Annotated in this window: 13 protein-coding genes; 9 read left to right on the top strand and 4 right to left on the bottom strand. The window is 31.7% G+C overall.

Features of this window, described 5'->3' with window-relative positions:
- The 3 genes from RSC72_RS15315 to RSC72_RS15305 form a co-directional block, all read left to right on the top strand.
- Positions 1 to 1,969: M36 family metallopeptidase (locus tag RSC72_RS15315; RefSeq protein WP_332578643.1), on the top strand; the 1,969-nt coding region annotated here is incomplete at its 5' end.
- Between the two features lie 135 nt (positions 1,970 to 2,104).
- Positions 2,105 to 3,736 carry an ABC-F family ATP-binding cassette domain-containing protein gene (locus RSC72_RS15310; protein WP_332546022.1) on the top strand — a complete coding sequence of 544 codons (1,632 nt, stop codon included), beginning with the start codon at positions 2,105 to 2,107 and terminating at the stop codon, positions 3,734 to 3,736.
- A gap of 14 nt (positions 3,737 to 3,750) precedes the next feature.
- Positions 3,751 to 4,317, top strand: a complete 567-nt coding sequence (locus RSC72_RS15305; protein ID WP_332546020.1) for a hypothetical protein — start codon at positions 3,751 to 3,753, stop codon at positions 4,315 to 4,317.
- A gap of 36 nt (positions 4,318 to 4,353) precedes the next feature.
- Here RSC72_RS15305 and RSC72_RS15300 read toward each other — a convergent pair whose 3' ends face one another.
- Positions 4,354 to 4,932, bottom strand: coding sequence for a PhnA domain-containing protein (locus tag RSC72_RS15300; RefSeq protein ID WP_332566313.1), 579 nt, complete (start codon positions 4,930 to 4,932; stop codon positions 4,354 to 4,356).
- A gap of 108 nt (positions 4,933 to 5,040) precedes the next feature.
- Between RSC72_RS15300 and RSC72_RS15295 the strand changes: the two genes are divergently transcribed.
- Positions 5,041 to 5,892 carry an ATP cone domain-containing protein gene (locus RSC72_RS15295; RefSeq protein ID WP_332546016.1) on the top strand — a complete coding sequence of 284 codons (852 nt, stop codon included), beginning with the start codon at positions 5,041 to 5,043 and terminating at the stop codon, positions 5,890 to 5,892.
- A gap of 42 nt (positions 5,893 to 5,934) precedes the next feature.
- Here RSC72_RS15295 and RSC72_RS15290 read toward each other — a convergent pair whose 3' ends face one another.
- Positions 5,935 to 6,402: a DUF4268 domain-containing protein gene (locus tag RSC72_RS15290; RefSeq protein WP_332546015.1), complete on the bottom strand. Its 468-nt coding sequence runs from the start codon at positions 6,400 to 6,402 to the stop codon at positions 5,935 to 5,937.
- A gap of 117 nt (positions 6,403 to 6,519) precedes the next feature.
- Here RSC72_RS15290 and RSC72_RS15285 point away from each other — a divergent pair, with 117 nt between their 5' ends.
- The 3 genes from RSC72_RS15285 (at position 6,520) to RSC72_RS15275 (ending at position 8,488) form a co-directional block, all read left to right on the top strand.
- Positions 6,520 to 7,005: a TlpA family protein disulfide reductase gene (locus RSC72_RS15285; RefSeq protein ID WP_332546014.1), complete on the top strand. Its 486-nt coding sequence runs from the start codon at positions 6,520 to 6,522 to the stop codon at positions 7,003 to 7,005.
- Between the two features lie 125 nt (positions 7,006 to 7,130).
- The gene (locus RSC72_RS15280; RefSeq protein WP_332546012.1) at positions 7,131 to 7,586 is read left to right on the top strand and encodes a hypothetical protein; all 456 of its coding nucleotides are present in this window, start codon (positions 7,131 to 7,133) and stop codon (positions 7,584 to 7,586) included.
- 2 nt (positions 7,587 to 7,588) lie between these two features.
- A complete protein-coding gene (locus tag RSC72_RS15275; protein ID WP_332546011.1) occupies positions 7,589 to 8,488 on the top strand; it encodes an MBL fold metallo-hydrolase in 900 nt (299 codons plus the stop codon).
- Between the two features lie 33 nt (positions 8,489 to 8,521).
- Here the strand turns inward: RSC72_RS15275 and RSC72_RS15270 are convergent, their stop codons facing one another.
- The gene (locus RSC72_RS15270; RefSeq protein WP_332546010.1) at positions 8,522 to 9,289 is read right to left on the bottom strand and encodes a GH12 family glycosyl hydrolase domain-containing protein; all 768 of its coding nucleotides are present in this window, start codon (positions 9,287 to 9,289) and stop codon (positions 8,522 to 8,524) included.
- 61 nt (positions 9,290 to 9,350) lie between these two features.
- Positions 9,351 to 10,292 carry an NAD(P)H-dependent flavin oxidoreductase gene (locus RSC72_RS15265; RefSeq protein WP_332546009.1) on the bottom strand — a complete coding sequence of 314 codons (942 nt, stop codon included), beginning with the start codon at positions 10,290 to 10,292 and terminating at the stop codon, positions 9,351 to 9,353.
- Positions 10,293 to 10,459: 167 nt separating this feature from the next.
- Between RSC72_RS15265 and RSC72_RS15260 the strand changes: the two genes are divergently transcribed.
- Entirely contained in the window at positions 10,460 to 10,681 is a 222-nt protein-coding gene (locus tag RSC72_RS15260; protein WP_019976296.1) for a DUF2795 domain-containing protein, read from the top strand.
- A 128-nt stretch (positions 10,682 to 10,809) separates the two neighbouring features.
- On the top strand, positions 10,810 to 13,258 hold a 2,449-nt coding region (gene secA / locus RSC72_RS15255; RefSeq protein WP_332578642.1), incomplete at its 3' end, for a preprotein translocase subunit SecA.

Below are 13,258 nucleotides of genomic sequence, written 5' to 3'. Positions count from 1 at the left end.
AGCAGATTGGAATTGGTTATATGATAACACTGTAAATACTGCATCTCCACAATACAATGTATACAAATTACCTTTAGAAGCTCCTAATCGTGGTGGAAGAGTAATAACAGACATTTCTACATCTAACACAACTGCATCTCCAAATGGCTGGCACAATACAGCTGAAGGTACAGTAAAAACAAGAACTGAAGGTAATAATACAAGAACAACTCGTGATCACGAATCAAAAGGATTTCAATCTTATAATTCGAGTTCAAATACCGTGACTCTTAAAGATACAGATTATGCAGATGGAGGAAGCGCCTTAAATTTTGACTTTCCTATAAGCCTATCTAGTCATCCTTACACAAGTTGGGAAGCTGCAACAACAAACTTGTTCTACATGAACAATATGATGCATGATATCTTCTATAATTATGGTTTTACAGAAGCTAATGGAAATTTTCAAAAAGATAATTACGCAAAAGGTGGTACAGGCAAAGATGATGTTGTTGCTCTAGCTCAAACAGGATTATCACTTGGATCAGTTAATAATGCAACTTTTGCAACACCTGCTGATGGTAGATCTCCACGTATGGCTATGTTTTTATGGAATAAAAATCCAGAGCCACTTATAGTAAATAATCCTTCTTCTATTGCAAATAGCTATCAAGCTACAATAGCTACTTGGGGAGGTACATTAACTTCGACTCCTTTGACAAAGGATTTTGTTTTAATGTTAAAAAATGAAACTTCAGGAACACCATACGATGGTTGTGGTACATTTACAAACACAACAGAAATTACAGATAAAATTGCGGTTATCTATCGTGGAGACTGTTCTTTTAGTATAAAAGTAAAAAATGCACAAAATGCAGGTGCCAAAGGAGCTATTATTGTAAATAACGTAGACGGAATGATTAACATGTCTGGTGACGATACTACAATTACAATTCCGGCAATCGCAATTAGTAAAGCTGATGGTGATTTAATTATAAATGAATTAAAAAATAAAGTAACCGTTAATGGATCTTTAGTTAAAGGAGAAGCATCTTACATTGACGGTAGTTTAGACAACGGAATCATTGCACACGAATATGGACACGGAATCTCTAATCGTTTAACAGGTCCTATATCAAATGCAAACTGTCTAAACAATCTAGAACAAATGGGAGAAGGTTGGTCAGATTTCTTTGGATTAATGATTACTCAACTTCCTACTGATAAACCAACAACTAAAAGAGGTATTGGTACATTTGCTACAAATCAACCAATAGATGGACCAGGAATTCGTCCTACTGCTTACTCTACAGATATGACTGTAAATCCTGCTAAATATGGCTTCTTAAAAACTTATGGAAATCAAGATTCTCCACACAATACAGGATATGTTTGGGCTTCTATGCTATGGGATTTAAACTGGAAAATGGTGAATAAATATGGTTTCTCTCCAGATTTATACAATGGTAAAGCAGGTAACAATATTGCATTACAATTAGTAATGACTGGTCTTAAATTACAACCATGTTCTCCTGGTTTTGTTGACGGTCGTGATGCAATTCTTAAAGCTGACGAACAATTAAACGAAGGAAATAACAAATGTGATATTTGGACTGCTTTCTCAAACAGAGGTTTAGGTTATAGTGCAAAACAAGGACTTTCGAATAGTAGAACAGATGGTACAGAAGCATTTGACATGCCTCCAGTAGATGTTTTAGATTGTTCTTTAGCTACAAGCGAATTAAAATCTTCAACATTCCAAATTTATCCAAATCCAACAAAAGATGTGGTTTATATTGTAGACAAAACAATCAAAAATGACATAAAAGTAGAGATTGTTGATTTAACTGGAAAAGTAGTTTCTACACAAACAGTTAAGTACGATGGGCAAAAAGGTAGTTTAACAACTAATAATTTACCTAAAGGTGTGTACATATTAAAATTCAATACTGAGAATGGTACAATTACTAAAAAATTAATTAAAAACTAAAATTTAATTAAATTTTAATATAAAAGCAAAAGCTCATCATTTGATGGGCTTTTCTTTATTATTTTATCTCCAATAAAATCAGTTTATCATCTATCGAAAACAATTATCTTTGCTGCAATTATTTCGAAAAAATTTATGATTACAGTTAATGATATAGCCGTTCAGTTTGGTTCTACAACTTTATTTAGTGGAGTTAGTTTTGTAATAAACGAAAACGACAAAATTGCCTTAATGGGTAAAAATGGTGCAGGAAAATCTACTTTGCTTAAAATTGTTGCAGGACTTAATAAACCATCTTTAGGTAATATCTCCGCTCCAAAAGATGCAGTTATAGCCTATCTTCCACAACATTTATTGACAGAAGATAATTGCACTGTTCGCGAAGAAACTTCAAAAGCTTTTGCAGAATATTTATCAATGAAAAATGAAATTGATGAAATTAACGATCAATTAACTGTAAGAACTGATTACGAGAGCGACGAATACATGAAATTGATAGAACGTGTATCCGAAGTTAGCGAAAAATTTTATTCGATAGAAGAAGTCAATTACGAAGCCGAAGTAGAAAAAGTGTTGAAAGGAATTGGATTTTCTCAAGAAGATTTAGATCGTTCTACATCAGAATTTTCTGGAGGTTGGAGAATGCGAATCGAATTGGCAAAAATTCTTTTACGCAAGCCAGATTTAATTTTGTTAGATGAGCCAACCAATCATTTGGATATAGAATCAATTCAATGGTTAGAGGATTTCTTAAAAAATCAAGCAAAAGCTGTGATGGTAATATCCCATGATCGCACGTTTGTCGACAATATTACCAATCGTACAATTGAGGTAACAGCTGGACGAATTTATGATTACAAAGCCAAATATTCTGATTATTTAGTTTTACGTGAAGACAGAAGAATTCATCAGCAAAAAGCATACGATGAACAACAAAAATTTATTGCAGATAATAAAACTTTTATAGAACGTTTCCGAGGAACTTTTTCTAAAACCGAGCAAGTACAATCGCGCGTTCGTATGTTAGAAAAATTAGAAATAATAGAAGTTGATGAGGTAGATACGTCAGCTTTGAAACTGAAATTTCCTACTGCAGCTCGTGCAGGTCAATATCCAGTTATTGTAGAAAATCTTTCTAAAATTTATGGCGACCATACTGTATTTAAAGATGCAAATATGGTGATAGAACGTGGACAGAAAGTTGCCTTGGTTGGTAAAAATGGCGAAGGAAAATCGACAATGATTAAAGCCATTATGAATGAAATCGATTTTGATGGTAAATTAGAAATCGGTCATAATGCACAAATCGGATATTTTGCTCAAAATCAAGCTTCTTTATTGGACGAAGATTTAACAATTTACGAAACTGTAGATCGTATTGCAGAAGGTGATATCAGAACGCAAATAAAAAGCATTTTGGGTGCATTTATGTTCAAAGGTGATGATATTGATAAAAAAGTAAAAGTGCTTTCTGGTGGAGAAAAAACACGTTTGGCGATGGTAAAATTATTATTAGAACCGTACAATGTATTAATTTTAGATGAGCCAACAAATCATCTTGACATGAAAACGAAAGATATTATAAAAGATGCGCTAAATGATTTTGAAGGAACGGTAATTTTAGTTTCTCACGATCGTGATTTCTTAGATGGTTTAGCCAAAAAAGTTTTCGAATTTGGTAACAAACGCGTCAAAGAACATTTTGAAGACATCAAAGGTTTCTTAGCAACCAAAAAAATGGAAAGCTTGAAAGACATAGAAAAATAGAAAAACACATTAATATGAAAACATATAAATTATTTACATTGTTATTTTTTATACTATCAACTTTTACTTTTTCTCAAAGAAGATATGTAGATGTTGTGTTAGTAAAAACAAATAATGATACAATTCATTCTAAAATGATGGTAATTGTCAATCTTTTCAATAAAAAATTAATTAATGACGCAAGCTTTTATAAAAAAGCAATTTTAGTTGATGAGAATGAAAAGAAGAAAGCAAAAATAAAAGCAAAAGAAATAAAATCGTTATCATTTACAAATTTGTTTGACAATAAGGTAAATTATGTAAATGATGGCAATCAACTAAAGGTTTTGGTTTATGATGGTAAAATTAAATGGTATCAAAGGATTTCTCAACATATGATGGATGGCTCAATCAGTTACCATGATTATTTGGTAAACGAAGCTGGAGAGGTTTTTCAATTAGGATTATTTAATCATCGTAAAAATCAATTAAGCAAAGCTATTGCAGATAATCCTGAATTATTAAAGGTTATTGAAAACCAAAGAATGGATAATATCGATTTATTAGATATTCTAAAAAGATATAATGATTCAAAGAATTAACAAAAAAATCCACTCGAAGAGTGGATTTTTTTAATATTATTTCTTCACAAACTTCGTTAAAATAACGATTAATTGTCCGTCAACTTTTCCTTCAATTTGATCGGTATTATCGTGTACCAAACGGATATTTCTTACTGCTGTACCAATTTTTGCATTGATGGTAGAACCTTTTACATCCAAATCTTTGATTAATGTAACAGTATCTCCATTTATCAAAACATTTCCGTTACTATCTTTGTGCAAATCTACACTTCCGTCGCCTTCGTGGTCGCCAGAAGCTTTTGCCCACTCCAAATTATCATCATCCAAATACATCATATCCAAAGCATCTGCTGCCCAAGATTCGTTACGAAAACGATTCAACATTCGCCAAGAAAGCACTTGGATTGCAGGAATTTCGCTCCACATAGAAGTTAATAAAAACGATTCCCAAAAATTAGCATCTAATTCTTCTTTTTTCTCGATTTGATTCACACATTTTTTAGTAATCAATACATTACGATCAGGATTACTACTTGCATCAGGATTAACTTCGTAAATTACTAAATCTTCTGTAACACCAGTTAACTCGCACTGATTACCGCTTCTTTCTTGTAAAAATGTTTCTAATTTCATGTGTTGATTTTAAACTTTTGCAAAGATAACTTTTATTTAGAATTAGTTGTGATGAGGTTTTCTGTTCAGAATTATTTAAATTCGTTTAGAATAAAAAATCAACCTAAAATGTTAGTAAAAAAGAATTCAGGAGAATTAATTCCATATAATCCAAAATCATTAAAACGATCTTTAACAAAATCTGGTGCTAAAAAAGAGGAAGTAGAAGAAGTTTTTGAACAAGTTTCTAAAGATTTATTTGACGGAATTACAACCAGAGAATTATACAAAAAAGCCTTTCAATATCTTAAAAATTACCGTAGTTCTTATGCCGCACGTTATAGTTTGAAGCGTGCCTTGAGAGATTTAGGTCCAGAAGGTTATTATTTCGAAAAATGGTTTTCACGCGTCATGCAAGCTGCGGGTTATGAAACAATTCATTCAGAAACTGTTCAAGGAAATTCAGTAACACACGAAATTGATGTGGTTGCAGCAAAAGGCGATCAATTGTTATTTTGCGAGTGTAAATTCAGAAACGATGAAGAAGCAAAAATTAGCGTTACAACTCCTATGTATTTCTTATCTCGTATGAAAGATGTTGAGCAACATACTTATCATTTTTTTGGACAAGATATGAAACCTACAAAAGGATTCTTAGTAACAAATGCCTACTTGACAACTGATAGTATAGATTTTGCAAATTATTACGGAATTGGATTAATCTCATGGGATTACCCAGAAAAACTAAGTATCAAACATTTGGTCGACAGCGCTGCGCTTTATCCAATTACATGTTTGACGACATTAACAGATGAACAAGAAAAAATACTGCTATCCAAAGAATGTATTTTGGTGAAAGATTTACAGGATAATGCAAAAATTTTAGATTCTTTGAATTTATCGCAAGAAAAATTAAACGAAGTCTTAGAAGAAGCAAACGAATTATTAGCAATTAATAATTTTACTTGTGTGATAGAATAATATTTAACTAAAAAAAGAAGCTCAATAGAGCTTCTTTTGATTTTATAATTCTTTAAAAATTTCAAAACTTTCTTTGTGATCACACCAAAAACTATCCAAGTTTATCATATGATTTTTCAAAAAAGGAATCATTTGTGCCCAATCCGATTCACGGAAAATACTTACATTTTCTAATCGTATTTTGATGGTTGCAATTTGTTTACCTTTTTCATCATAATCTTCTTTCGTCCATACCCAATCTTCGCCCAAATAGCTTTTCAAAACGATTTCATATTCTTCAAATTGTTCAAAAATCATCAATTGTACAGATGGATCTGGATGCGAAACCTCTATAGAAACTTCTGCAAACTTACGTTCTACATCCGTTCTGAAATAGACACCTTTTACATCCGTTTTATAGTTTATCCAGTTAATACGAGTTCCTTCGGCATTCATTTGCAATTTCATATACGTTCCGTACGAAATCCAAAATTCTTTTTTTATGCGATAAGCATCTTCTTTTGAAAACAAATTGATTAATTTTTTACAAAAATCGGTTTAATTCTTCTAACCAACAAAATTTAGATTAAAATAGCTTGGTTTGATTCTTGTTCTATTAACTTTGAAGAATAATAAAAAATAATTTTAATGAAAATAATTTCATTCTTAGGATTGATTGGTTTGCTTACTTTTTCTACAGTAAATGCACAAAATGTAGAAGCAATAAAATATGAAGCTTTGCACGAAAAAATTGCAAGTTACAAGGATCAAGTAGTTGTAGTTAATTTCTGGGCAACTTGGTGCGCACCATGTGTAGAAGAAATTCCAGCTTTTATGGAAATCAATAATAAGTATAAAGATAATCCAAATTTCAAAATGCTTTTTGTATCATTAGATCGACCAAAATTAATAGATAAAGTGAAAAAATTTATTTCTGACAATAATATGAATGCAGAAGTTGTTCTGTTAGATGACACAAAACGAATGAATGAATGGATTCCTTCTTTTGACGCATCATGGGGAGGAAATATTCCTGTAACAATCATTTACAACAAAGGAGAAAAAAAATCATTTCATGGACAAGCTATTACAAAATTTGAGCTTGAAGATGAAATTCTAGATTATTTGAAATAATCTTTTCAACCATATTTTATCATTATTTATGATAATTTAGGAAATTATTTAACTAAAAAACTCTTGAATTTATTTTCAAGAGTTTTTTAGTTTTTGTAAGTTTATATCAACATAAAACTATAAAAATGAGTAAAAGACACACCAGAAGAGAGGTTATTCAACATTTAATCCAACTGAAAAGTGAAGAAATTGAAGCTTTAACAGCTTCTCAAAAAATATTTTTAGAAGGAGCTGATTTAGATGAAGAATCTACCTTAGAATTAGATGATTTTGCACAACAAAATAGTTCGAATGATTCTGCAATAAATTTGCAAAATAGAATTAATAAAGCAATTAATGATCTTGAAAATTTCAAAGAATTACGCCCAGAATTGGTAGACGAAATCACAGAAGGAAATGTAGTGTTGACAGATAAATTAAATTTTGTAATTGGTTTATCTTTTAAAGATTTTGAATGGGAAAATAAAAAATTTGTAGGAATAAGTACAGAAGCTCCTATTTTTAGTGCACTTGTAGGTAAACGAGAAGGTGACAAAGTTGAATTTAATGGAATTTCATATACAATTGAAGAAATTTTATAATTATGCCTAAAATTCATACCATAGATTTGAATTTTCAACACGAAAATGAAGCTATCGCAACTTATTTAATCGAAACAGAACAAGGTCCAATTTTGGTTGATCCAGGACCTTACTCAACTTTTGATAATTTGAAAGCTGGTATCGAAGCTTTAGGTTGGCGCGTTATTGATATCGAAAATATATTAATAACACACATACATTTCGATCATGCTGGGGCTGCATGGAAGTTTACAGAGCACGGCGCAACAGTTTTTGTGAATCCGATTGGTTTACCACATCTTAAAAACCCTGAGAAATTATGGGATTCTGCAAAGCAAATTTATGGCGACCAAATGGAAACTTTATGGGGCGAAATGAAACCTATTGACGAAGAGTTTTTAGTTGGATTGGCAGATGGACAAAGTGTAGAGTTTGGCGATGCAGTTTTTCAAACTATTTATACGCCAGGACACGCTGTTCATCATAATGCGTATCTGCTAGACGATGTTATTTTTACTGGTGATGTTGCAGGTGTAAAAATAGAAAATGGTCCAGTTGTTCCACCTTGTCCTCCTCCAGATATTAATATTGAATTGTGGAAAGAGTCTATTGCTAAATTGAGAAAGCTTAAAGCAAAAGGTATTTATCCGACACATTATGGTTATCATGAAAATGTAGACGAACATTTTGATCAATTAGAAAAAGTATTAGATGAATGGTCAAATTACATGAAACCAATGTATGATGATCAAATTCCAGCGGAGCAAATTGTTCCTGTTTTTGTAGATTTTATTACAAAGTCTTACAAAGATAAAGGTTTGACAGAAGATCAAATTCAGGTTTATGAATACGCAAATCCTACGTGGATGTCTGTAAATGGACTTTTACGTTATTGGAAATTAAAAGATCAAGGAAGATTATAAATGAAAAAGCTGTCAAAATTTTGACAGCTTTTTTTAGTTAATCTCTAAATTGTATTGATGAATTGTAATATCTCCAGTTGATGTCAAAACTTCTGTTCCAAACTCAAATGATGATAAATAAATATTTTGACCTATAAAATTTCGTTTCTTCATTTCATTTACAAATTCTATTACATTTACTTTTCCAGTTGTTCTTTTTTCATGTCGAACAAAAGCAATGTAATCCCAACTTGTATTTAATTCTTTTTTGATCAAATGACCTTTATAAATATCATATTGTCCAAAAGAAGTCAAAACACTGCCTATTTTTTTACCAAAGGGTTTAAATTTATTATAATCTTCCCAAATCATCACTTCTATCCCAATGGTTTGCAATGCGACTTTAGGAGAATTGTGTAACCAAAAATCAAACGCTAAATTATATTTTTTATCATTTACATTTAATGTGGTTTTATAATCAACAGTAAAAGTTTTTATTTCATTTATATTTTTGAAATAATTATCTGCTTTTATATCATTCAAATTGTTCCAAGCGCTTTCACCATACCAAATTTCCGGATAACCAAGCACGCCATAAGATTTTCCTGGCGTCTGCCATTTCCAACCAGTAATTTCATTTTGTGTAAAAATAGTTTGAGTATAAATCCCTTTTTTAGCTTTATGTTCGCCCCATTTGTTATTATTTATTACATATTTCTGCCAATTTAATATAGCGCCATTTTCTGTTTTTTCTTGATAATTATTTTGAGCAAAACTAAAATTTGCACCAATTAAAAAGATAAATAAAATAATTGTTTTCATAATCGATTGAAATAAAAAAGGATGCAAACGCATCCTTGTAAAAATAACTAAAAATTCTGAATTATATTTTTAATAGATTTTCTTTTGCACGTTGATAATCAACTAACAAATCATCAAAAACCTCTGTAACAGTTGGTATAGAATCTATTAAAGATGAAACTTGTCCTATTTCTAATTCTCCATTTACCAAATCTCCTTCAAACATTCCTTTCTTAGAACGTCCTCTACCCAAAAGTTCTTTTAATTCTTCTGCAGTTGTTCCTTTTGTGTATTTTTCTTGAACTTGATTGTAAAACTCATTTTTAATTAATCTGACAGGTGCCAACTCTTTTAAAGTTAATTGCGTATCACCTTCTTGCGCATTTACAATAACATCTTTAAATGATTGATTTGCTGATGATTCTTGAGTCGCAGCAAATCGAGAACCTATTTGTACTCCATCTGCACCAAGTGCCATTGCTGCCAAAATTTGCGATCCTGTTCCAATTCCACCAGCAGCAATCAGTGGAATGTCAATATGTTTCCTGACATTTGGAATAAGACATAAAGTCGTCGTCTCTTCTCTGCCATTATGTCCACCTGCCTCAAAACCTTCTGCCACGACAGCATCAACTCCTGCATCCTGAGATTTTAATGCAAATTTTGCACTACTCACAACATGGGCAACCGTTATTCCTTCTTTTTTTAAAATTTCTGTCCAAGTTTTCGGATTACCTGCCGAAGTAAAAACGATCTTAACTTCCTCTTCAATAATAATTTGAATAATCTCTTCTATATTGGGATATAACATCGGTACATTTACGCCAAAAGGATGATTTGTAGCAGCTTTACACTTTTGTATATGCTCTCTTAAAACATCTGGATACATACTTCCAGCCCCTATTAAACCAAGTCCTCCAGCGTTACTAACTGCTGATGCTAACCGCCAACCACTATTCCAAATCATACCTCCTTGAACAATTGGGTATTTTATTGCAAATAATTTTGTTATATTCGTGTCCATTTTTCTATATTTAGGGATAAAAATAATTAAATCTAAAAGAAGAAAAAATTTAATTTTAACATAAACACTGACAGTTTGACTTTGGCAAATTTTTTGATTTGCAAAAAACTGTAAAAACGAATAGACTTGAGTTTAATTACTCTACTAATAATATAAAATATAAAACTATGTATTGGACTTTAGAATTGGCATCTTATTTAAGTGATGCGCCTTGGCCAGCGACAAAAGATGAATTAATTGATTATGCAATTCGTACTGGTGCACCATTAGAGGTGGTAGAAAATTTACAATCTATTGAGGACGAAGGAGATTCTTACGAAAGTATTGAAGAAATTTGGGCTGACTATCCAACGGATGACGATTTCCTTTGGAATGAGGACGAATATTAAATTTTAAAAAGCCCAAATTGGGGCTTTTTTCAATTCTATAACCTATAAATAACATAGTTAACGTATATTTGTGTCTACTTAGCACCTAAATATATAGTTGCTAATTGGACGAAGAACGACAAAACAATATGAACATTTTAAATAAAATTTTACAAGGATTCTTAGGTGATAAGAATGCTAAAGATGTAAAAGAATTACAAAAATATGTTGACTTAGCAAATGAAGCTGGTCAAACTCTTTCTTCATTATCAATTGATGAATTAAGAGCTAAAACTTTCGAGTTTAAAACAAAATTAACTGACGCAACAAAAGATTTTAAAACACAGATCGAAGACTTGAAAAAACAAGTTGAAGAAACTGAAGATTTTACTGCAAAAGAAGATTTATATGCACAAATTGATAAAATCAATAAACAAGCATATGATGTAGAGGAAAAGATTTTATTAGAAATTTTACCAGAAGCTTTTGCTGTAATGCGCGAAACAGGTAAACGTTTTACAGAAAATGAAACTTTAGAAGTTGAGGCTTCTGAATTTGATAAAGTTTTAGTAAACCGTGGTCATGATTTTGTTTCATTAAAAAATGATACAACTGCAATTTGGCAAAACTCTTGGGATGCTGCTGGTCGTCAAGTAACTTGGGATATGTCTCATTACGACGTACAGTTCATCGGTGGTTCTGCACTTCACTTAGGTCGTATTGCTGAAATGCAGACAGGTGAGGGTAAAACATTAGTTGCAACATTACCAATGTATTTAAATGCATTAACAGGTCGTGGTGTACACTTAGTAACAGTAAATGATTATTTAGCAAAACGTGATATGGCGTGGATGCGTCCTATCTTTTCGTTTCACGGACTATCTGTAGATTGTATTGATAATCACCAACCAAACTCACCAGGACGTCGCGAAGCTTATGCTTCTGATATTGTTTACGGTACAAATAACGAATTTGGTTTCGATTATTTACGTGACAATATGGCAAATACGCCTGATGCTTTAGTACAACGCGAATTAAATTATGCAATTGTCGATGAGGTCGATTCTGTATTAATTGATGATGCTCGTACACCTTTGATTATTTCTGGTCCAGTTCCACAAGGAGATCGTCATGAATTTGATGTGTTAAAACCAAAAATTGATCGTTTATATAACATGCAACGTGAATTGTTAGGAAAAACATTAAACGAAGCAAAAACATTATTCAAACAAGGGGACACAAAAGAAGGAGGTTTCAAATTATACCAAGTTTTCCGTGGTTTACCAAAATACAAACCATTAATTAAGTTTTTATCACAAGATGGTATTCGTGCTCAGTTACAAAAAACAGAAGCACATTTCATTCAAGATAATAACCGTGAAATGCCAAAAGTGGACGAACACTTATATTTCACAATTGATGAAAAACAAAACCAATCAGATTTAACAGATAAAGGAATTGAGTACTTGTCTAAAGGAATGGAAGACGATGATTTCTTCGTTTTACCAGATGTTTCAACAAATATTGGTGCAATTGAAAATTCTGGAAAAAGCCATGAAGAAATTCTTCAAATGAAAGAAGAATTTTTCCGCGAATTTTCTATCAAATCTGAGCGTATCCATACATTAAACCAATTATTAAAAGCTTATACATTATTTGAAAACGATAATGAATATGTTGTTGTAGATGGTGAAGTAAAAATTGTAGATGAATCTACAGGTCGTATTATGGATGGTCGTCGTTATTCTGACGGTTTACACCAAGCGATTGAAGCAAAAGAAAATGTAAAAATTGAAGCAGCTACACAAACGTTTGCAACAGTTACTTTACAAAATTACTTCCGTATGTACAACAAGTTATGTGGTATGACTGGTACAGCGGAAACGGAAGCTGGTGAGTTTTGGGAAATCTACAAATTAGATGTAGTTTCTATTCCTACAAACCGTCCAATTTTACGTAACGATAAAAACGATGTTGTTTTCAAAACAAATCGTGAAAAATATAAAGCTGTAATCGAAGAGATTACAAAATTATCACAAGAAGATAAACGTCCTGTTTTAGTTGGAACAACTAATGTTGAGGTTTCGGAATTATTATCAAAAGCATTAAATCTACGTGGTATTAAACACAACGTTTTGAATGCGAAATTGCATAAAAAAGAAGCTGATATTGTAACAGAAGCTGGTAAACCAGGAGCTGTAACAATTGCAACAAACATGGCTGGTCGTGGTACCGATATCAAATTAACAAAAGAAGTTAAAGAGTACGGTGGATTAGCAATTATAGGTACAGAACGTCATGATTCTCGTCGTGTAGACCGTCAGTTACGTGGTCGTGCAGGTCGTCAAGGTGATCCAGGTTCATCTCAATTCTTTGTATCTTTAGAAGATAGCTTAATGCGTTTATTTGGTTCTGAAAGAATCGCTAAATTAATGGACCGTATGGGACATAAAGATGGTGATATGATCGAACATTCTATGATTACAAAATCTATCGAGCGTGCACAGAAAAAAGTTGAAGAAAACAACTTTGGTATTCGTAAGCGTTTGTTAGAGTATGATGATGTAATGAACAAACAACGTGAAGTAATTTACAAAC

Origin of the sequence: Algoriella sp., assembly GCF_036647415.1 — a bacterium.
Lineage (GTDB): Bacteria > Bacteroidota > Bacteroidia > Flavobacteriales > Weeksellaceae > Empedobacter.
Note: the sequence above shows the minus strand (reverse complement) of the source record. Positions and strands in the feature narration are given on the sequence as shown.

What these genes read in the sequence shown, in the direction of transcription:
- RSC72_RS15310 (WP_332546022.1), top strand. Translation starts at nt 2,105, where the DNA reads ATGATTACAGTTAATGATATAGCCGTTCAGTTTGGTTCTACAACTTTA.
- RSC72_RS15305 (WP_332546020.1), top strand. Translation starts at nt 3,751, where the DNA reads ATGAAAACATATAAATTATTTACATTGTTATTTTTTATACTATCAACT.
- RSC72_RS15300 (WP_332566313.1), bottom strand. Translation starts at nt 4,932, where the DNA reads ATGAAATTAGAAACATTTTTACAAGAAAGAAGCGGTAATCAGTGCGAG.
- RSC72_RS15295 (WP_332546016.1), top strand. Translation starts at nt 5,041, where the DNA reads ATGTTAGTAAAAAAGAATTCAGGAGAATTAATTCCATATAATCCAAAA.
- RSC72_RS15285 (WP_332546014.1), top strand. Translation starts at nt 6,520, where the DNA reads ATGAAAATAATTTCATTCTTAGGATTGATTGGTTTGCTTACTTTTTCT.
- RSC72_RS15280 (WP_332546012.1), top strand. Translation starts at nt 7,131, where the DNA reads ATGAGTAAAAGACACACCAGAAGAGAGGTTATTCAACATTTAATCCAA.
- RSC72_RS15275 (WP_332546011.1), top strand. Translation starts at nt 7,589, where the DNA reads ATGCCTAAAATTCATACCATAGATTTGAATTTTCAACACGAAAATGAA.
- RSC72_RS15270 (WP_332546010.1), bottom strand. Translation starts at nt 9,289, where the DNA reads ATGAAAACAATTATTTTATTTATCTTTTTAATTGGTGCAAATTTTAGT.
- RSC72_RS15265 (WP_332546009.1), bottom strand. Translation starts at nt 10,292, where the DNA reads ATGGACACGAATATAACAAAATTATTTGCAATAAAATACCCAATTGTT.
- RSC72_RS15260 (WP_019976296.1), top strand. Translation starts at nt 10,460, where the DNA reads ATGTATTGGACTTTAGAATTGGCATCTTATTTAAGTGATGCGCCTTGG.